The organism is Dyella sp. S184 (assembly GCF_009766065.1).
In the GTDB taxonomy this organism is placed as follows: Bacteria; Pseudomonadota; Gammaproteobacteria; order Xanthomonadales; family Rhodanobacteraceae; genus Rhodanobacter.
In genome coordinates, this window is sequence record NZ_LMUE01000012.1 from 322258 (window position 1) to 342081 (window position 19824).

General features: G+C 62.4%; 21 protein-coding genes and 1 pseudogene. 14 read left to right on the forward strand and 8 right to left on the reverse strand.

What is annotated here, in order from left to right:
- Positions 1-123: 123 nt before the first annotated feature.
- From GSQ75_RS17105 to GSQ75_RS17115, 3 genes are all read left to right on the forward strand, one after another.
- Complete coding sequence (locus GSQ75_RS17105; RefSeq protein ID WP_158756084.1) at positions 124-975, forward strand: class I SAM-dependent methyltransferase; 852 nt, start codon at positions 124-126, stop codon at positions 973-975.
- Between the two features lie 232 nt (positions 976-1207).
- Positions 1208-3901, forward strand: a complete 2694-nt coding sequence (gene aceE / locus GSQ75_RS17110; protein ID WP_158756085.1) for a pyruvate dehydrogenase (acetyl-transferring), homodimeric type — start codon at positions 1208-1210, stop codon at positions 3899-3901.
- Between the two features lie 397 nt (positions 3902-4298).
- A complete protein-coding gene (locus GSQ75_RS17115) occupies positions 4299-4838 on the forward strand; it encodes an OmpA family protein (protein ID WP_158756086.1) in 540 nt (179 codons plus the stop codon).
- 77 nt (positions 4839-4915) lie between these two features.
- Here GSQ75_RS17115 and GSQ75_RS17120 read toward each other — a convergent pair whose 3' ends face one another.
- From GSQ75_RS17120 to GSQ75_RS17145, 6 genes are all read right to left on the reverse strand, one after another.
- The gene (locus GSQ75_RS17120; RefSeq protein WP_158756087.1) at positions 4916-5248 is read right to left on the reverse strand and encodes a hypothetical protein; all 333 of its coding nucleotides are present in this window, start codon (positions 5246-5248) and stop codon (positions 4916-4918) included.
- A 106-nt stretch (positions 5249-5354) separates the two neighbouring features.
- A complete protein-coding gene (locus GSQ75_RS17125) occupies positions 5355-6026 on the reverse strand; it encodes a glutathione S-transferase (protein ID WP_158756088.1) in 672 nt (223 codons plus the stop codon).
- Positions 6023-6616, reverse strand: coding sequence for a hypothetical protein (locus GSQ75_RS17130; protein ID WP_158756089.1), 594 nt, complete (start codon positions 6614-6616; stop codon positions 6023-6025). The genes GSQ75_RS17125 and GSQ75_RS17130 overlap by 4 nt, the downstream gene beginning before the upstream one ends.
- Before the next feature lie 68 nt (positions 6617-6684).
- Positions 6685-7602, reverse strand: coding sequence for an arginine deiminase-related protein (locus tag GSQ75_RS17135; protein ID WP_158756090.1), 918 nt, complete (start codon positions 7600-7602; stop codon positions 6685-6687).
- Positions 7603-7671: 69 nt separating this feature from the next.
- The gene (locus GSQ75_RS17140; RefSeq protein WP_158756091.1) at positions 7672-8925 is read right to left on the reverse strand and encodes an MFS transporter; all 1254 of its coding nucleotides are present in this window, start codon (positions 8923-8925) and stop codon (positions 7672-7674) included.
- Positions 8926-8998: 73 nt separating this feature from the next.
- Complete coding sequence (locus GSQ75_RS17145; protein WP_158756092.1) at positions 8999-10822, reverse strand: FAD-binding oxidoreductase; 1824 nt, start codon at positions 10820-10822, stop codon at positions 8999-9001.
- A gap of 189 nt (positions 10823-11011) precedes the next feature.
- On the opposite strand from GSQ75_RS17145, the gene GSQ75_RS17150 reads away from it, so the two are divergent.
- The 4 genes from GSQ75_RS17150 (at position 11012) to GSQ75_RS17165 (ending at position 13784) form a co-directional block, all read left to right on the forward strand.
- Positions 11012-11878 (forward strand): LytTR family DNA-binding domain-containing protein, encoded by an 867-nt coding sequence (locus GSQ75_RS17150; RefSeq protein WP_158756093.1) that lies wholly within the window; start codon positions 11012-11014, stop codon positions 11876-11878.
- A gap of 63 nt (positions 11879-11941) precedes the next feature.
- Positions 11942-12676 (forward strand): hypothetical protein, encoded by a 735-nt coding sequence (locus tag GSQ75_RS17155; RefSeq protein WP_158756094.1) that lies wholly within the window; start codon positions 11942-11944, stop codon positions 12674-12676.
- Positions 12677-12739: 63 nt separating this feature from the next.
- Positions 12740-13189 (forward strand): DUF6491 family protein, encoded by a 450-nt coding sequence (locus tag GSQ75_RS17160; RefSeq protein ID WP_158756095.1) that lies wholly within the window; start codon positions 12740-12742, stop codon positions 13187-13189.
- Positions 13152-13784 carry a DUF6491 family protein gene (locus tag GSQ75_RS17165; RefSeq protein WP_254058627.1) on the forward strand — a complete coding sequence of 211 codons (633 nt, stop codon included), beginning with the start codon at positions 13152-13154 and terminating at the stop codon, positions 13782-13784. The genes GSQ75_RS17160 and GSQ75_RS17165 overlap by 38 nt, the downstream gene beginning before the upstream one ends.
- Here GSQ75_RS17165 and GSQ75_RS17170 read toward each other — a convergent pair.
- Entirely contained in the window at positions 13781-14602 is an 822-nt protein-coding gene (locus tag GSQ75_RS17170) for a ferritin-like domain-containing protein (RefSeq protein ID WP_158756096.1), read from the reverse strand. The genes GSQ75_RS17165 and GSQ75_RS17170 overlap by 4 nt on opposite strands.
- Positions 14603-14694: 92 nt before the next feature.
- On the opposite strand from GSQ75_RS17170, the pseudogene GSQ75_RS19345 reads away from it, so the two are divergent.
- A pseudogene (locus GSQ75_RS19345) lies at positions 14695-14871 on the forward strand (NAD(P)-dependent alcohol dehydrogenase); the annotation flags it as partial.
- A 163-nt stretch (positions 14872-15034) separates the two neighbouring features.
- Here the strand turns inward: GSQ75_RS19345 and GSQ75_RS17175 are convergent.
- Positions 15035-15451 carry a universal stress protein gene (locus GSQ75_RS17175; RefSeq protein ID WP_158756097.1) on the reverse strand — a complete coding sequence of 139 codons (417 nt, stop codon included), beginning with the start codon at positions 15449-15451 and terminating at the stop codon, positions 15035-15037.
- Between the two features lie 373 nt (positions 15452-15824).
- Here GSQ75_RS17175 and GSQ75_RS17180 point away from each other — a divergent pair, with 373 nt between their 5' ends.
- From GSQ75_RS17180 to GSQ75_RS17205, 6 genes are all read left to right on the forward strand, one after another.
- Entirely contained in the window at positions 15825-16187 is a 363-nt protein-coding gene (locus GSQ75_RS17180; protein WP_254058640.1) for a hypothetical protein, read from the forward strand.
- Between the two features lie 124 nt (positions 16188-16311).
- On the forward strand, positions 16312-16842 hold the full coding sequence (locus GSQ75_RS17185; RefSeq protein WP_158756099.1) for a peroxiredoxin: 531 nt from the start codon (positions 16312-16314) through the stop codon (positions 16840-16842).
- Positions 16842-17402, forward strand: coding sequence for a hypothetical protein (locus GSQ75_RS17190; RefSeq protein ID WP_158756100.1), 561 nt, complete (start codon positions 16842-16844; stop codon positions 17400-17402). Before GSQ75_RS17185 ends, GSQ75_RS17190 begins: the two co-directional genes overlap by 1 nt.
- Positions 17403-17488: 86 nt before the next feature.
- Positions 17489-18373: an energy transducer TonB gene (locus tag GSQ75_RS17195; RefSeq protein WP_158756101.1), complete on the forward strand. Its 885-nt coding sequence runs from the start codon at positions 17489-17491 to the stop codon at positions 18371-18373.
- A gap of 129 nt (positions 18374-18502) precedes the next feature.
- Positions 18503-19246 carry a DUF2884 family protein gene (locus GSQ75_RS17200; RefSeq protein ID WP_158756102.1) on the forward strand — a complete coding sequence of 248 codons (744 nt, stop codon included), beginning with the start codon at positions 18503-18505 and terminating at the stop codon, positions 19244-19246.
- 131 nt (positions 19247-19377) lie between these two features.
- Positions 19378-19818 carry a DUF2383 domain-containing protein gene (locus GSQ75_RS17205; RefSeq protein ID WP_158756103.1) on the forward strand — a complete coding sequence of 147 codons (441 nt, stop codon included), beginning with the start codon at positions 19378-19380 and terminating at the stop codon, positions 19816-19818.
- Positions 19819-19824: the final 6 nt, after the last annotated feature.

The window sequence follows — 19824 nt, forward strand, 5'->3', positions numbered from 1 at the left end:
AGATTCGGAAAGAGGATATTGCATCGTTCCACTTGTCGGGAACACCGTGGCTCCGCGAGCGTCCACAGGCGTGATGAGACGCAGCGGCGATAGGCGCGTACCAGACTACTCAGGGAGATTCAGGTGAAACAGGATTCAAGGCTTCGCAAGGCAGCAAAAGGTATTCCGCCGATCTATTGGCTTGCTGGGCTGGCGAAATATGCCAGGTTTCGAATGGAGCTGTCTCGCGAAAACAGGACGTATCGCAGCGGAAATTCGTCAAAAACGCCACCACCGATACTCCGGTATCGCGTGCATCGGGCATTCGACGAGGATAGCTATGTGCGCAATGGTCGCACTATCTCGCAATGTCTTGCCGGCGCGTTTGGTGCAAACGGCGTCCATCTGAAGAACTTGACGATTCTTGATTTCGCCTGCGGCCCGGGTCGGGTCATCAATGAATTTTCCGGGTTTACGGAGTCCTGCGCGCTGTACGGTTCGGACATTGATGCGGAGGCGATTGCTTGGGCTCAGTCGAATCTGTCGGACGTGGCTCTTTTCTCGACGAACACGGCGACCGCACGCACCCGCTATGCAAGCGATATGTTCGACGCAATCTACTGTGTCTCGCTCTTCACCCATCTGGATGAGCAGGCCCAGGACGAATGGCTGGGTGAAATGGCGCGGTTGCTGAAGCCGAACGGAGTGTTCATTACCACGACCCATGGTTGCTGTGCCATGGATAGCTGCACGCCGCGGGAATTGGCCGATCTGCAGCGTGACGGCATCGTCTATCGGGTGGATCGGAAGGGGAAATTCAAGGTCGATGGCCTCCCTGATTTCTATCAGACAACATTTCATGCCGTTGACTATGTAAAGAAGCATTGGGGGCGTTTTCTTTCAGTAGTCGATCACATCGAAGGTGGACTGAACGGTCATCAGGACATTGTGGTGATGCGGAAATCCCGCGTCGGTGCTGGTTACAACCCGCAGTGATATCCACTGTGGTCATGATGGTCGATGCGAGGAGCGGTCCCGCCTGACGCGAGCGATGTGATCTGTCACACGGACTGCCCGTTGCCTGTCCGGCATGGCCATGCGCTAGCGCATGGCTACAAATTGGCAGCCATGTGGTCCAGCGGCTAAACTTAGCCGTTGACCCGCTGCTTCCCCGACCGCGGGAGTCCCCCTCAAGCCTGGCACCGCAATGGCGCCGCGGAGAATCTTCATGGATCAGCTCGACGATATCCTCAACCAGGACATCGATCCCACCGAAACCCGCGAGTGGATCGATTCGCTCGATGCGGTGATCCATCACGACGGCACCGAGCGTGCGCACTTCCTGCTGGAACGGATGGTGGATACCACCCGTCGCTCCGGCGGCTACCTGCCGTTCGATCCGACCACCGAATACGTCAACACCATCGCGCCCGGCAACGAGGCAAAGATGTCCGGCGATGCCGCGATGGAATGGCGCATCCGCACGCTGATCCGCTGGAATGCGATGGCGATGGTAGTGCGTGCAAACCGCAAGCCGGGCGAACTGGGCGGCCATATTGCCAGCTTCGCTTCGAGCGCGACGCTGTACGACGTCGGCTTCAATCATTTCTGGCGTGCGCCGAGCGCTGACCATCCGGGCGACCTGGTATTCCACCAGGGCCACTCCAGCCCGGGCATTTATGCGCGCTCGTTCCTCGAAGGCCGTCTGGCCGAGGACCAGCTCGACCTGTTCCGCATGGAAGTTGTCGGCAAAGGTCGCGCGCTGTCGTCGTACCCGCATCCGTGGCTGATGCCGGATTACTGGCAGGTGCCGACGGTGTCGATGGGCCTGGGTCCGATCCAGGCGATCTACCAGGCGCAGTTCTTCAAGTACCTCGAGCATCGTGGCCTGGTGCCGAAGAGCGACCGCAAGATCTGGTGCTTCCTCGGTGACGGCGAGACGGACGAGCCGGAGTCGCTCGGTGCGATCTCGCTGGCCGGACGCGAAGGTCTGGACAACCTGATCTTCGTGGTCAACTGCAACCTGCAGCGTCTGGACGGCCCGGTGCGCGGCAACGGCAAGATCATCCAGGAACTGGAAGGCGTGTTCCGCGGCGCCGGCTGGAATGCACTCAAGCTGGTCTGGGGCAGCTACTGGGATCCACTTCTCGCGCGCGACACCAAGGGCGTGCTGCGCAAGCTGATGATGGAAACCGTCGACGGCGAATACCAGGCATGCAAAGCGTTCGGCGGCGCATATACGCGCGAGCATTTCTTCGGCAAGTATCCGGAGACGCGCGAGATGGTCGCCAACTTGAGCGACGACGACATCTGGCGGCTGAACCGCGGTGGCCACGATCCGCACAAGGTCTACGCGGCCTATCACGCGGCCTCGAACACCAAGGGTATGCCGACGGTGATCCTGGCCAAGACGGTGAAGGGTTACGGCATGGGCGCGGCCGGCGAGTCGCAGAACCCGACCCACCAGCAGAAGAAGCTGGACGAGGAGGCGGTGCGGCATTTCCGCGACCGTTTCCAGATTCCGATCAGCGACGACAAGCTGAAGGACGTGCCGTACTACCACCCGGGCAAGGAGTCGCCGGAAGTGCAGTACATGCTGGAGCGGCGCCAGGCGCTCGGCGGCTTCCTGCCGCAGCGCCGGCGCAAGGCCGAGGCGAAGCTGAAGACGCCGGAGCTGGCTGCGTTCGAGCAGATCACCAAGGGCACAGGTGAGCGTGAAATTTCCACCACGATGGCGCTGGTACGCGGCATCAACCTGTTGTTGCGCGACAAGCAGCTGAGCGAGCGCGTGGTACCGATCGTCGCCGACGAGGCGCGCACGTTCGGCATGGAAGGCATGTTCCGCCAGATCGGCATCTATGCGCCGTTCGGCCAGAAGTACAAGCCGCAGGATTCTGATCAGCTGCTGTACTACCGCGAGGACCAGAAGGGCCAGGTGTTGCAGCAGGGCATCAGCGAGGCCGGCGGCATGGCCTCGTGGATGGCCGCGGCGACCAGCTATTCGATCAGCAACCAGGCGATGCTGCCGTTCTTCATCTACTACTCGATGTTCGGCTTCCAGCGCATCGGCGACCTGTGCTGGGCCGCCGGTGACATGCGCTCGCGCGGTTTCCTGATTGGCGGTACGGCCGGCCGCACCACGCTCAATGGCGAAGGCCTGCAGCATGAGGACGGCCATTCGCACCTGATGTCCGGCACGATCCCGAACGTGAAGTCGTATGACCCGACGTTCTCCTATGAGGTTGCGGTAGTCCTGCAGGACGGCACGCGCCGGATGATGCAGGAGCAGGAGGACATCTACTACTACATCACCGTGATGAACGAGAACTATAGCCACCCTGATCTGCCGCAAGGCGTCGAGGACGGCATCATCAAGGGCATGTATTTGTTCAAGGATGGCGGCAAGCCGAAGAAGGGTGAGCCGCGCGTGCAGCTGCTCGGCTCGGGCACGATTTTGCGCGAGGTTATCGCCGCGGCCGAACTGCTGGAGAAGGACTTCGGCGTGAAATCGGACATCTGGTCGTGCCCCAGCTTCATCGAGCTGCGCCGCGACGGCTTCGATGCCGAGCGCTGGAACCGTCTGCACCCGGAAGCGGAGCAGCGCGTGCCGTATGTCACCGGCCTGCTTGAGGGTCGTCAGGGTCCGGCGATCGCCGCCACCGACTACGTGCGTGAATTCGCCGACCAGATCCGCGCCTTCATGCCCGATGGCATGCGTTACACCGTGCTCGGCACCGATGGTTTCGGTCGTTCGGACACGCGTGCGCACCTGCGCGAGTTCTTCGAGGTCGATCGCTACTGGATCGCGCATGCTGCGCTGGCCGCACTGGCGAAGGACGGCAAGGTCAACGCCAAGGACGTCAGCCGGGCGATCAAGGAATACCGGCTCGATCCGGACAAGCCGAATCCGCAGACGGTCTGAAATCAGCGAGCCCGTCGTTCGGGCGCATGGTGAGCCGATTCAAAAAACCGCCGAGTGGCGGTTTTTTGATGGATGCGGTTCGGCCAGCGCGTCCTGGTGGAGCGAATGTCACGGCACGATGGGCTGCGATGTCTTTCGTGGGCATGGCAGGTTGTTTGGTGCGCAAAAATTCAGCATGGCCGTCGCATTCTGTGGGGTGTCATCACTGCCAGCGATGCGCGGGACAAGCTTTGCGCCATGACAGCCATGGGTGTCGCCACGGATCGGTGGCGTCGGCGCAGCAGCGGTGTCCGTGCGGCTGTACGAGCGGTCATGTCATTGCGTGGAGCAGCGACTGCGCCCATGGCGGTCGCCGGTGTTTTCATCAGGTCATCTGACCATACGAAGGATGGAGACTATGAACAAGACCATACACATGAGCATGATCGCGTCTGCTGGCGCCGCCGTGCTGCTGGCGGGTTGCTGCCCCTGTCCCGTCTACCGAGCCAGGCCGGTGGTGGTGATGCAGGCCCCGCCAATGCAGCGAGAAATGCCGGCACCGGCACCGATGGTCGAAAACCGGCATGAGACGCTGGGGGCGGATGCGCTGTTCGCTTTTGGCCGATCCGACATCAACAGCCTGACTGGGCGGGGCCGCAGTCAACTGGATCGGCTGGTGGCGGAGTTGCATGAGGCCAGGAGCATTCATGCAGTGGGTCTGGTCGGCTACACCGACCGGATCGGTGACCGCGCACAGAACGATGACCTTTCACTGCGGCGCGCCAATGCGGTGCGCGATTACCTGGTCGGGCATGGCGTGGATGCTGGCCTGATCACCACCGAAGGCCGCGGCGACGCCGATCCGGTGGTCGCCTGCCCGGACCTCACGGGCCAGCGGCTGCGTGACTGCCTGGCGCCGAACCGGCGCGTGGAAGTGAATATCCAGGCGGTCAGGTAAATCGGCGGCGCAGAACTCCCACACTCAATGACCGGATGCGTGCATCCGGTCATTGAGTCACTTAGCTTCCTGACGATTCATTCGTCGTCGCGGCTGCGAAACACGTGACGCAGCAGCAGGAACGCACCGATGGTGCCGGCGACAATCGCCACGCTGGCCGTCGGATGGCGATTCACTTGGCGGCGCAGGCGGCGATAGTGATAGTTCGCTTCGTCGGCGAAGTCCTCGGCCGCATTCGTCAGCCGTTGGCTGTAATGATTGCCGCGCTTGCCAAAGCGTTCGCCAATGCTGCGGCCACGATCGAACAGGCTCTGCGCACTGCTGGCGGCGCCATCGGCGTAATGACGTACGCGCTCGCCAGCCTGTTCGCCGGCGTCGCGGATCTGTCGCTCGATATCACGATTACGCATCAGTCTTCTCCTCGCTATCTGAAATGACAGGTTGCCAGCGGGGTTGTGAGCAGTGTGTGGACAACGGCTGCGGATGCTGTTGTCCGTTCAGCTATGAAGTGCGCAATCAGCCACCAAGCTTGTATTCGCCGCCCTTCTGCAGCGCGCGCTGGTACGCCGGTCGCGCATGGATTCGCTGCAGGAATGCTGACAGCCGGGGGTAGCTGGCATCCAGCCCCCCACGTGCTGCGAAGGCTTCCAGCGGAAAACTCAGCTGAATATCGGCCGCACTGAACTCGTTGCCGGCAAACCATTCACTCTTGCCCAGTTCGCCTTCCAGGTAATCCAGATGCAGCTTCAGCTGCGGATCGACGAAGCTGTTCATCACTTTGTGTGCGATGCCTTTGGCGATCGGCTTCACGAAGAACGGTGCAGGTGCGGTTTCGACCCGACGGAATACCAGCTTCAGCAGCAGCGGTGGCATCGCTGAACCTTCGGCGTAATGCAGCCAGTAGTTGCAGCGCAGGCGCTCTGGCGTGCCGTGCGCGGGAATCAGCGTGCCGGCGCCATAGCGGTCGGCGAGGTATTCGATGATCGCGCCGGATTCGGCCAGGGTGAGCTCACCATCGGTGATCACCGGCGACTTGCCCAGCGGATGCACCGCGCGCAGTTCCGGCGGCGCCAGCATGGTCTTCGGATCGCGCTGGTAGCGCTTGATCTCGTATGGCACGCCGAGCTCTTCCAGCAGCCACAGGATGCGCTGGGAGCGCGAGTTGTTCAGATGGTGGACGGTGATCATGGTGGACTGCCGAGAAAGGTGGGTGATGCGGTCACCGGGCTGAATTCGCGTTGTACCGCGGGACTGCATAGGCGCTTGATGATCCAGCCGAACAACACGCTGAAGCCAATGGCCATGATCGTGCCGAAAATCTGCATCGCCAGCATGAAGCCATGCATGCCGTCGGCAAAGTGTGCAGGCGCGTTGGACGGCAGTTGCATCATCTGCTGCATCGAACCCATGAGCCACCACTGGAATATCAAGCCGAGCAATTGATAGGCGATGGCGAAACCCATCAGCCCGATGAAGAGCAGGCGGCCCCAGTTGCGTCGCAATAGAAGGCCGATGGCGGCGATCAAGGTGGTGATCGACAACAGCAGGAAGACGCGGAAAAACCAGATCATGTGGCCGAACACCCAGTCCATTGGTGCCGGCATATTCGGAGGCATAGGCTGAGTGGCCATCTGCTGCTGCATGGCCGGCAGGAATACCAGCTGAAGCATCAGGTTCTGCAGCAGGCCAATCAGCGTGGCGAAACCAGCGAGGCAGACGAAGATCCAACCCAGGATGGTGACGAAGCTGGAGCGGATCGGTGGTGGCAATGCGGACATCGGTATGCTCCTTCAACAAGATCCAGCATTGCAGATCGACCTGTGTTCCGTCTCGTTCGCGTGGCTGGTCAGTAAATCTCGCCCACGCAGCAGCGCAGGCTGCCGCCGGCTTTCTCGATCTCGCTCAAGTCCACCGCGCCGACGGCGAAGCCGTAGCCAGCCAGTGCCTCGTACTGTTCGGCGGTCAGCGATGCGGTGGCGCAGGCGCTCATCCATACCCGGTCGTCGGACAAGGCGATGGCGTTGGCAGCGAACGCCTGTTTCTGCGCGGGCGTCAGCCAGATCGCGCGGTCGCCATAGGCCTTTGCGATGGCCCTGGGTACTACCGGATCGCGGAAGCCGTCAGCGGCAATGATCGCGGCGCGGCTGGCCAGCAAGGTCAGCACCACATTGGTGTGGTACTCGGCTTCGGCCAGCTCGAAGCATAACGTCAGGCGTAGATCGAAGGCCTTGTGCATCGCCTGCGCGCCGGCCATGTCGCAGCGTTCGCTGAGGCCGCAATAGCCGATACCGCGCGCGCGATCGATGATCAGCGAGCCGGTGAGTTCGGCTACCAGGTCATCGCAACCGGACAGGTCGATTTCGTCGTAACCCAGCACGTCGCCGAAGAAGTCGCGGATGTCGGCGCGCTCCGCCTCGCGCTGGCGCACTGAATGGCGCATGCGGCCGACGATCAGCCGGCCCGGCGCGGTGGCGAACACATTGTTGGGAAACACCGCATCGGGCGTCGCCGGGTTGCCGGGAAACGTGATCACCGGAATATCCGCGCGCAGCGCTTGCGCCAAAGCGCTGTGCTGGGCGAGTGCCTTCAGCGGATCGACCGTGAGGCTCATGTCCATGTATTGGTTGTCGCGTGCCGATTCCGCCGCCAGCGTGAACTCCGCGGGTGCGACCAGATAGGCCGCGCGTGCAGTGGCTTCGGCGTCCGGCAACGGCGCCAGGGTGGCAAAAGCCTCGAGGAATTCGGTCGCTGAAGAGGTGATCACGTTACGGCTCCATGACTCTCTAGGTTCGGCGCTGGCATCACTGGCGGAGGTCCCCGCCGGGATCGAGTGTCAAAGAGTATCTGCTGCGGGCTCATCAGGTACGGTTGCCTCGACCTGCAGCCGCTGCCGCCGGCGCAGGGTCGGGAACATCGCCATCCACAACCCGACCACCAGCAAGGTGCCCACACCACCAAGTACGGTGGCGTGCACCGCCCCCATCCACGCGGCCAGCATGCCCGATTCGAACTCGCCGAGCTGGTTGGAGGTATTGATGAAGATGGCATTGACCGCGCTGACCCGCCCGCGCATGTCATCCGGCGTATCGAGCTGCACCAGCGAGCTGCGGATCACCATGCTGACCATGTCGAACGCACCCAGTGCGAACAAGGCGAGTAGCGACAGCCACAGCGTGGTGGAGAGTGCGAACACCAGAGTGGCCACGCCGAAGCCGGCGACGGCGGCGAACATGATCGGGCCGACCCGACGCTGCAGGTTGTGCCGCGCCAGCCACAGCGACATCAGCAGCGCACCGACCGCCGGCGCCGCGCGTAGCAGGCCGAGCCCCCACGGGCCGGTGTGCAGGATGTCCTTGGCGAAGATCGGCAGCAGCGCGGTGGCACCGCCGAGCAGCACGGCGAACAGGTCCAGCGAGATCACGCCAAGCACGTCCTTGCGCTCGCGGATGAAATGCACGCCGGCGAACAGGGTCTTCAGCGTGGCCGGCTCGCGTTTGGGCGGCGCCTGTTCGTAACGCAGCCGGCTCATCAGCGTGGCGGCGACCAGGTACAGAACGGCGGCCACCACGTAGACCACGCCAGGTCCGGCCACGTAGAGCAGGCCGCCCAACGCCGGGCCCATGATCATCGCCGCCTGGCCGGCCGAGGCATTCACCGCCATCGCACGCGGCAGGATCGACGCGGGCACCAGCGCCGGCAGCATCGATTGCAAGGAGGGAAACTCGAATGCCTTGGCCACGCCAATCACGAAGACCAGCGCAAGGATGCCGATCTCGTGGACGTGCCGGGTCAGGGTGAGCGCAGCGAGTACAACGATCGCCAGCCATTCGACGATTTGCCCGATCAGCACGATTCGCCGGCGCTCGAACTGGTCGGCGACATGCCCGGCCGGCAACGCCAGCACGACCGACGGCACGAACTGCACCAGCCCGATCAGGCCCAGGTCGAACGCGCGGCCGGTGATCGCGTAGATCTGCCAGCCGACTGCCACCGACAGCATCTGGAAACCGAAACTGGAGGCGATCCGGGCGAACCAGAACGCGACAAAGGCCGGGTGGCGGAACAGGGAGTCGTCGCGTTTTGACATGAATCGGCGTGGCTGAAAACGCCTAGTCTAGCCGGCTAGTTGCACACGGATACGATGTATCAGGAGCCTGTCACTATGCCGTACGCGTGAAGCCGTCGGCGCTCCATGCTTCGCTACCCACGCCGTGGTGCACGAAGAACAAGCCATCCGGATCGTACTTGCGTTTCACCGCGGCGAGCTTCGCGTAGTGGGGGCCCCAGAATCCCTGTCGCCAGTCGTGCAAGAAATAATCGCTCTCGGAAACGTACGAACCGGCGCCGGGCGCCACGGCGCGTAGCGCATCCATCGCCTTGTCGATGGTCGCCGCCTCGCGTCGCGCCTTGGCCAGTTCGGGGCGGGCGTTCGGCATGCCGGGAAAGGCCGGGTCGCCGCTGCTTCCGCAGATAGCCAGCGCAAAGGCATCCAGCACCTGCGGGTGGGTCGCAGTGTCGCGTGCGCGCTCAATCGCGTCGGCGGCACCGCCGGCCAGTCCCTTGTTGAAGTGCAGCGCGAAATCCCAGTGCCGCGAGGCGGCGAACAGGGCCTCCGCCAGTCGTGACTGCTGGCCCGGCTGCAGCAGTGCGGCCGGCAGCCATGCCGATTGATAGCTGTGGATGAACCAGCCGACCTGACCCTGGTCGTCAGCCCAGAGGGTATGGTGGGCCGGCGCACCGGGCCGGTCGTCCGCCACGATGAGCTTGGGCGCATGGGCGCGGAAAAACTCCGCGTCCCAGAAATGCCGCGCCGGCACCGCCAGCGCCTGCATCGGTTTGGCGAACCGGTAGTCGCTGTGGGCGCTGACCCAGTCGAGAAACGGCGCCCAGACCTGCTCCGCCTGCTGCTGGGTCAAGTCCTGGAACACCATCGATATGTTCAGCGTGTTGTCGCTGCGGAACGACATCTGTTCACCCCAGTGCGGGTTAAACAGTGCGCTGTGATAGAACTCCATTACCTTGACGATCAGCGCGCGGAACGCGTCGTCGGACGCTGCTTTGATGGCGGCGGATACCCCGCCGAACATCGCCGGCAGCTCGAACGTACGCAGGGTGAGGCGCGTGATCGTTCCGAGGCTACCGCCACCGCCGCCCTTGATGCCCCAGAACAGATCGGGATGGGTGCAGGTATTGGCGATGCGCACTTCGCCGTCAGCGGTGACGATTTCCGCCTCCAGCAGGTTGGCGGCCGCAGTGCCCCAGTTTTTCGAGAAATTGCCGAAGCCGCCGCTCTGCACCAGGCCGGCAACGCCCACCGTGGTGCAGCCGCCACCCTGCACGTAGCGGCCGCCCTTGGTGGTGACCGCGTCGTAGGCGTCGATCCACATTGCGCCGGCTTCGATCGTCACCGCCGGCTGCGGCGCCTCGGTAGAGCCTTGCGCGATAAAGGCGTCATGCAGGGTCACCTTGTTCATGTGCCGTGGCCATACCAGCAGCGAATCCGGCGCGTCCGAGGTGCCCTGATAACTGTGGCCACCGCCTTTCACCACCAGCCTCAGGCGGTGCTCCCGCGCGAAGTTGATCGCTGCCACCACGTCGGCGGTGTTCTCCGCTGCGACTGCGTAAGCACTGGGCTGCGATGTCCAAGCATCGGCCCAGCCGCTGGTTTGGGTCAGCGCGGGGTTGTCGCCCAGTGCGAAAGGGTTGTCGAGATGTTTCAGCGCCTCCGCGCAAATGCTGTCGGGGGGAGATGTGGCGCAGTGTGCGAAGGGTGATTCGAGCTTCAGCAGCCGGCCGCCGACGTCGCGCTTCAGCTGATCCCATTGCGCGGGCAGCGGCCAACCCGGATCGCCTGGCCGTACCCGTGCGCGGAGTTTCTTCGCGATGACGCTGGCGGCATTCTGCGCCGTGGTTACGCCACTGCGCATCAGCAGCGGTAACAGTGGCAGCGTTGCCATGGCTTTCAACAGTTCGCGTCTTTTCATCAAGCTGCTCCAGATCGGCTGCACGGAATCGCCACGACCGGTTCGGACAGGCCATGGCATGCGACCCATGATGGTCTGATGGAGCGGGTTGTCGATCCGCAAGTGATGGAACGTGCTTGAACAGGGATGAGCGGCGGTCCGGTGGGGCGAATAGCATGGGCGTTCTCGCGGCCACGTAGAATCGCCGACATGACGAAACAGACGGATTTCGAATATCGCGATTTTCAGCGCTGGCGACGCCCGGCCGAAGTTGGCTTCTGGGTCGTGCTGTCGATACTCAATACCGTGTTCAACAGCATGGTCGCGCGCATCGACCATGCCCGCACGGCGGCATGGGAGCCGTGGGTATGGGAGTGGACCAGCTCGATCCTGATCCTGGCCCTGATTCCGGCGGTGCTGGCGGTCGAACGGCGCTGGCCGTTTCGCTTCGATACCTGGCGGCGCAGCCTGCCGTGGCACTTGCTGGCCAGTGTGTCATTCAGCCTCATCCATGTCGCCGGCATGACCGTGCTGCGCAAGCTGGCTTATGCGGTTGTTGGTGAGCACTACGATGCAGGTGCCTGGCTGCCGAATTTCGGCTACGAGTTCCTCAAGGACTTCCGCACCTATTTTCTCATCATCGCGCTGATCTGCCTGTCGCGGTTATGGTTGATGCGCTGGCAGGGCGAGGCGCGGTTGCTGGTCGCACCGGAGGAAGGTCCACCGGTAGAGCCAGTAGATCGGCCGGAGCGCTTCCTGGTGCGCAAGCTGGGCAAGGAGTTCCTGATCAACGCCAGCGAGATCGAATGGCTGCAAGCGTCAGGCAACTATGTGAACCTGCATGTGCGCGGTCGCGACTACCCGCTGCGCGCGACCATGGCCGGGATCGAGGAACGGTTGGATCCTGCGCGCTTCGTGCGTGTGCACCGCAGCTATTTCATCAATCTCGATTACCTCGCCGAGATCGAGCCACTGGAGACCGGCGATGCCCGCCTGCAGATGCGCGACGGCGTGAAGGTTTCGTGCAGTCGGCGTTACCGGGCAGCCCTGCGCGAGCGCTTCGGGTCGCCGGACTGACGGTTGCGTTATCCGGCCACCTCGTTCCAAGCTAATAGCCTGTTCCCGATCGGTGTCTCGCTGATGAAGCCCGTTATCCATCGTTACGCCGCCGCGATCTTGTGCGTCGCCTTGTTGCTCGTCGGTTGTTCGCAACAGGGCGGCGCCGCGGCACCATCCGCAGCGCAGCAGCAGGCGCAGGCGCAGGCAGCCGATGCGGCGCGCGATCTCGATACCTACCGCCAGCTGTTGCGTATCGGCAACGACCAGATGGCGGTGTCAATGGGTCATGACATCATCAGCCACTATCCGGGCGGCGCCGCGGCGAAGGAAGTACAGCAGACCCTGCCGGCGATCGAGCAGCGCTATACCGCGGCCAGCGAGAAGAACCGGCTGGCGAGTTTGTGGCTGTATCAGGTGTCGCCGATGGCCGGCGGTACGCAGTCCACCGCCACCATCGTCAGCAGCCAGCCGTCTGGCAATGATCGGGTGCAATTGGTATTGCGTCGGCATACCAGCTGGGGCCAGAGCGTGTTCCTGTATGGCAGCAAGCCCGGTTTCGTCTGCCATGGCAACTGCGTGATGGCCATGACGGTGGATGGCAAGCCGGTACACATCAAGGTGTTCGCGCCGCCGACCGGCGAGCCGGCGTTGATGGTGGTCGACGACAAGGGCTTTATTGCCATGCTGCAGAAGGCAAAGAAAATCAGCATGGATGTGACTTTCGCCGACGGCGAGAAGAAGCAGACCCTTGTCTACGAAGTCGGTGGCTTTGATCCGGCCAAGTGGGCCAGTGTCGGCAAGGGAAAAAAGAAGTAAACCGGTGTATGCCTGCGGTCGAGTAGAGCGTTATCAACCTTATCCATGCAGGAGGGCGTCGCCATGAAATCCATCCAACTGTTGTCTGGGTTGCTCATCGCCGGATTGCTCGCGGGCTGCTCCAGCGTGCCTTATGCACAACGGCAGAGCCAGCGCCAGGCGGAGTATGCGGCAGCCGCCGGTGCGCCGGTGCGCAGCTTTCACTTTTTCAGCCCGATGTATTCGTGGGAGGCGCTGAGCAATCAGCAACTGGCGGTTTATACACGGCCCAACCAGGCGTGGCTGCTGGATGTGGACAGCTGCCCGAACCTGACGTTTGCGAACGTGATCGGACTGACCTCCAGCGTCCATGAGGTATCGGCGCGTTTCGACCGCGTGCTGACCGGGCGTGACCATTTCCCCTGCACCATCACGCAGATCCGCCCGATCGACGTTAGTCATCTGCGGGCCGCGCAGCAGGCGCAGCGCAAGATCGATGAACAGCCGCGCGTGGTGCCTGCCGGCGGCCAGTGATGAGGTTGCGCGGGTGATCTTGCATGATGACACGCACTGCCCGGTCCAGCGTGGCTACGGCTTCCAGGTGATAGCGATCGCTGCGTTGACAATCACGGTTCCGGTGGAGGGTGCGGTCATGTCCAAGTCTTGCCTGTCATTGATCGGCTGCATGCTGGCCGGGTTGCTCGCCGCCTGCTCCAGCATGCCGTCCGCGCAGGACGCACAGCAGCGGCAAGCCGCCTATGTGGCGGCGGCTGGCACGCCGGTACGCAGTTTTCGTCTGGTGCTGGGAGATGGGATTTATTCGTGGGAGCCGCTCGACGATACCCAGCTGGTGGTCTATACACGCCCCACGCGCGCGTACCTGCTGGATACATGGCCGTGCAGCGGCCTGAGCTTTACCAACCGGGTCGGCTTTACCTCCTTTGCCGGGGAGGTGTCGGTGGGCTTCGACAAAGTGCTAACGGCGCGCGGCTACCTGCCTTGCGCGATCAAGCAGATTCGACCAGTGGATCTGGCGCGCTTCAAGCTCGAGAAGGAAGCCCGGCGCCAAGCCGATGTCGTGGCCCGCGACAGCCCAGGTGCTGCGCCAGCCCCTGCTGCAAGCCACTAGTGCAGGAACAGCTTCCCGGTGATCCGCGCCAATGGTTTTTCCAGCGCGTTCTGCAGCATGGTCGGCAAGTCCAGTGGCTTGAGCAGCATCTTCACCGTCATCGCGGCGGGGATGTGCCGGCGCAGCAGGTTCTGTGCGCGGCCGCTGATGCGGCGAAACTCGGTCTCGTTGCCCTGGTGTTGCGGATAGCACTGGTTGAACACGTGGCGCAGCGCGATGTTGCTGTCCTCGCCCTTGATCTCGTTGACCCGCCGCAGGATCGCGCGGAACACCTTGTAGCGGCCGAAACCCTCGCGCTCCCGATATAGCCGGTAGTGCTGGTAGAAGTGTTTGTAGTGACGCACCTCATCGCTCTTGATGTGGTTGGTCAGCTGCTTCAGTACCGGCTCGTCAGTGATCTCATGCAGCGCGCGGTACAGGCTGGCGGTGCCGGTTTCCACCACGCAGCGGGCGGCCAGTTCCAGTCCGCGGCAGGGTTCGAGTTGCTCGGCGGTGCATACCGCGCCGTACTCGTTCCAGAACGCCGTAAAACCCTTGTCCCAGTCGAATTCCGGCCACACGGTTCTGACATAACCGGCCAGTGCGCGGCCATGTTGCAGTTCCTCATGTTCCCAATGTTGGCTCAGCCAGGTCTGCAGTTCCTGGTCGCCGGCAAAGTGATCGATCAGATTCTGCGTGTAGAGATCCGAGCCGCTCTCGACGAACGACGAACTGCACAGCAGGAAGAACAGATCCTCGTTGTGCCGAATGCGCGTCAGGTCGATACGGTTCAGATCGAGGCTGTCGAGTGTCCATGTGGGCGAATCGGTATAGCTCAACGTGATTTTCCTGTGCGTAGCGCAACGCTTGCCGAGTACGGGATAGTGATGACACGGTCATGAGCGCAGCATAAAGCTGGGTCCTCGACACCGTATCGGCGCCGCACGATCTCAACGTCTATCGGCAGATGCTCAGGCGCGACGGCACGATGGTCCTGGTCGGGCTGCCGCATATACCACCGACGATCCGTGGCGGCGCATTGATCTTCGGTTGCCATTCGCTGGCCGGCTCCCTGATCGGCTGCATTGCCGAGATGCAGGAGATGCTGGATTTCTGTGCCGAGCATGGCATCGTCTCGGACATCGAGAAAACCTGTATCCAGGACATCAATGAGGCCTACGAGCGGATGCTGAAGAGCGACGTGAAATACCGCTTCGTGATCGACATGGCTTCGTTGCGGGAAACCGCCTCAGCGACACGGTGGTGCACGCTTAGCGCACCACCGTCACCGGCACATGGGCCCGTGCCAGCACGTTGCCTGACACCGAGCCGAGTAGCCAGCGCGCCAGCGCGCCGCGCTCGGTGTGGCCGATCACGATGTGATCGACGCCATGCTGGTCAATCTGGCTCAACAGCACATCGCCGGGGCTGCCGTAGGTCATCTCGACGTCGACCAGACTGGCGGCATCGGGCACGATCGTGGTCAGTTCGTCCAGCAGCTCCTTGACGCGCTGGGTGCTGGAGTCGGTCATCATCAGGGCCGAGCAGTCGGCGCCGCCTTCGGTCACCTGTAATACCGACACCACACGCACCCGGCTGCTGCCGCAGCGAGCCAGGTCGATGGCGAATTGAAAGGCGCGGCGGGAAGCATCGGAGCCGTCGTAACCAACTAGTGAGTACTTGACCATGGATATCCTTTGCTGCGTTCTGGCCCAGAGTCTATGTAGTGTTTCAGCCGCGCCACAACCCGGGCACGGCTTCCGTACAACCGGCGCCTAGCACCTCCAGTCTGCGCGGCAGCCTGTTAGCTAAGCATCAAAGCCGGAAACCTGAACGGGCTGTCATCTTCTGCACACAGCTATCACGCGGCGGTGCACATTCTTGATCCACCACGCAGGGGCGTGCCGATTCCTTTGGGAAGCACGTTTGACCCTGTGCCGGGAAAATCTATTCAAGGAGATGACGATGATCAAGCGTACTTTTGGTATGGCCGCCCTGGTGCTGGCTTGCGCGACGGCAGCGACCGCGCTCCCCACTTCCAGCGCCCACGCTGACGAGGCCATGGTGAAGTGCCATCTCAGGTTCAACCTTTCCGGTTGGTCGCTGATCTACAAGCATGCCGAAGGCATCGGTACCATTCGATGCGACAACGGACAGCTCGCCAACGTCAAGATCAGTGTGATCGGCGGCGGCATTACCGCCGGCAAATACCGCATCAATGACGGAACGGGCGAGATCAGCAACGTGCATGGCATTCGCGAAGTCTTCGGCGACTATGCGCAGGCTGGTGCCGAGGCTGGCGTGGTCAGGAGTTCCCAGGCGCAGGTATTGACCAAGGGCACTACGTCACTGGCGCTGGCCGGTACCGGTGAAGGCGTCGATCTGGGTGTTTCGGTGGGCAGGTTCAGCATCAAGCCGCGTTGATGCATGAGGGTTGTCGGCTAGACAGGGTGTGACAACGAAGGGCGCCGCATGGCGCCCTTCGCTTTGGTGCGCGTAAACTGCGAAGGCTGTATCTCGCCACCATTGCCCAGCTGGAGATCCCTTCATGCGCCGTTTTTCCTGTTTGCTCGTGTTGGCCCTGTTATGTGGCTTGGCGGCGCCGGCTTTTGCCGCTGGCCCGCAGGCGGGTGATGTCGCCCCGACGTTCCATCTGCAGGATCAAAACGGCCACTGGCATACACCGGCAGATTTTCATGGCCACTGGCTGGTGATGTATTTCTATCCGAAGGATTTCACCCCGGGCTGCACGACCGAGGTATGCACGTTCCGCGACGATATTGCCAAGCTGCGCAAGGCGGGTGCCGATGTGGTCGGCGTGAGTCTCGATGACGTGAAATCGCATGCCGATTTCGCCGCGAAATACCACGTGCCTTTTCCGTTGCTGTCAGATGCCGATAGCTCGGTATCCGCCGCCTATGGTGTGCTGACTTCGCATCTGGGCATGCACTACGCCAAGCGCACCACCTTCCTGATCGACCCGCAGGGCAAGATCGCCAAGGTCTATGTGGATGTCGATCCGGAGAAGAATTCCGCCCAGGTGATGAGCGACCTGGCCACGCTCAAGGCGGCACCCTGATGCCCTTGGCGATACGTGTCGATCAGCCCGCGCCCCCGCGCGGACTGACCATCTGGCGTGTGCTGGTGTGGATGCTGCTGCTGTTTGCGGCACTTGGCTGCCTACAGTATGTGCGGCACGCGCAACTGGTATGGGGACAACTGCAGGCTCTGGCGCCGGCGCAGCCTGACGCGGTCGCGGCGCTGCATGGCATGCTGGCTTGGGATGTTGGTTACCTGGTGGCTGCGTTTGTCCTTATCGTGATCTGTGCGGGCTGCATCCTGCGGCAGGCTTGGGCGCGTCCTGTATTGCGCGTGGCTTCCTGTCTGCTGGCACTGTGGGCGCTGGTCAGCGGCGGCTTGCTGCTGGCGCAGTGGTCGTCGTTCAATCATGCCAGCGCAGATGCCATCGCCCAGCTCCAGAGCGACGCGGCACTGCAGCAGGCGCTATTGCATGCACGTCGCAGCTACCAGATGGCGCTGATACTGAAAGCGGTCGCTGTGCCTGTGCTGCTGTGGCTGGCGTGGCAGCTGGGACTGCCGGTGGTGAAGGTCCAGTTTCGACGACGGCCCTCGCGTTGAAAGTATGTTGGTCAGCATTGTCTGCGCTAGCTAGCGGGTATGATACAAATCGCTAGGGCGTCATCTGGGAAATAGGGGAGACACGGATGAAACGCTTGCTGTTGGGGTTGCTTGGCGTGTTTTGCAGCGGTGCGGTGATAGCAAATGGTGGGGTCGATGCAGTGCGCAAGCAGGTGCAGGCCAGCATGCTGGTGACCGGCTCGATTGTCGTGGCACAGGATGGCAGCGTGAACAGCTATACCCTGGATCAGCAGGACAAGCTGCCGCCGTTGGTGCTTGAAGTCATCAACAAGACCGTGCCGCATTGGAGGTTCGGTATCGACGTCAGCGACTTTCAGGAGTACATGCGCGCGAGCCAGGCAAGGCTACTCAAAGCAAAGATGAATCTGCGTGTGGTCGCTGTTCCTGTCGATAATCAAAATTACTCGGTGAGTATCAGTGAAGCGTCCTTCGGCGAGGACGCTTCCGCCCGGAAATCTTCAAGTGACACGCTCAGTGAAAAAGACATAGTCCAGCCGCGTTACCCATCGAGATCTTCGCAAGATGGCGTAGGTGGCACTGTCTATGTGTATGTCCGCATTGGTCGGGACGGCAAGGTCGAGGATCAGGTCGCTCGCCAGGTTAATCTGCATGTTGTTGCGCCCGAGACCGAGATGGCAGTTTTTCGGAAGGATCTTGCCAAGGCAGCCGTGGACGCAGTTCGGCGCTGGACCTTCAACCCGCCAACGTCGGGCAAGGAAGCCAGCTGGCAGCATTGGTATGCCATGGTTCCAGTCGAATTTTGCCAGAGTGCTCGTTGTGACGAAGAGGCGTATGGCAAGTGGGCGGGTTATATACCCGGACCCAACGTGCCAATTCCATGGCATGACGATCCCGAGGTGACCCCCCAAGATTCGGATGCTATGCCGTCGGGCGTAGCTTTCCAGCCAGATCAGCGATTGAAGTTGCTCACATCATTGGGCAAAAGCTGAGCAATCGGCGACGACTTCGGAACGTCCCGTGATGCGTGGCGTTTCGATGCTCCGGTTTAGGGTGTTCAGTAGGGGTTGCCGAGCGGTCATATATTGCTGGCCGACGCCATCTGCCCTGGAACCTCATCAATGCGCCGACTTATCCTATCCGTATTCCTGCTGCTGGCGACGGGCCTCCACGCACAGGACATGGAAACCACCTGCCATGCCAGCAGCAGCTATGACGTGACGTTGAAGACGGACAGCCTGCTGTTCGATCGTGCGTCGCCAGCGCCCTTCCACGTCGAACTGCAGCAGGGCACGTTGCGTACCGATGGCGTCGCGGTGCCTCTGAATGCGGAGGATCAGGATCGGCTGGCGCTGTTCGAGCGTGAGTTGCGTGCACTGGCTCCAAGGGTGCGCACGGTCGCTCAAAACGGGGTAGACATGGCGGTGCACGCAATGCGCGCCGAGGCTGCGGGCCTGGGTCTGAGTGCGGACACTCGCGCCGAACTCGATCGGCGCTTAAGCGCGCATGCCAGCGAGCTCAAGCAGCGCATCGCGGCCAGCCGCAGCACCCACGACTGGCAAGGTGATTTCGCCGAGCAGTACGGGAACCAGATCGCCGCCGACCTGGTGCCTTTGCTGGTGGCCGATCTCGGTCAGCAGGCGATCAACGCGGCCTTGGCCGGCGACATGCAGACTGCCGCCGACTTGCGTGATCGCGCCGCGTCGCTCGCCACCAACCTGCAGCCACGCCTGCAGCAGCGGATGCAGGCTTTGCGTCCGCAGATCGAGGCATTGTGCCCGTCGATCCAGCGGCTGGCCGAGCTGCAGCAAGGCGTGCGCGGCAGTGACGGGCGACCGTTGAACCTGCTGCAGATCGGCCAGTGAGCCCGTGGGCCCGGTGCAGCCTGCTGCCGGCTGACCGTGATCCGACAAATTTTCCCGGGTTAATCTCCGGCTAAGTCGCCGGGGGTGACGATGGTGTCGTGATCCACCCATCCTCCAGCAAGGAGGCGGCCATGGCGCCGCGCCCTCCCCGAGCTATTTGCAATGCCTTGCTCCGGCGCAGCATCGACCTGCAGCGGCTCTATCGGCACGCCGCCGCGGCCTGCGAGCCCGGATTGCGGATGGTGCTGGGCGAGAACGTGCACACGCTGGAACTGCTGATTGCCGACCTGCAGGCGCAGCTGCGCCTCAGCGGCGGCAAGTCGAGTAGACGCGGTAGCTTGTACGGCGTCGTGCACCGTCACGTGGCCGGGAAGCTGGTGCACGCGATTGCGCGTCGCGACAGCGCCTGGATCGGTGTACTGGCGCATCACGAGACTGCTCTGCTGCAGGCGTTCGAACAGGCGATCGCCAACGTGCCGGCCGAGTTGGCACTCGTCCTGCAGCGACAGCTGCCGCGCCTGCGCGGGATTCATCTGGACATGCACAACCTCGTCGGCAGTGCGCGCTACTGACGGAGT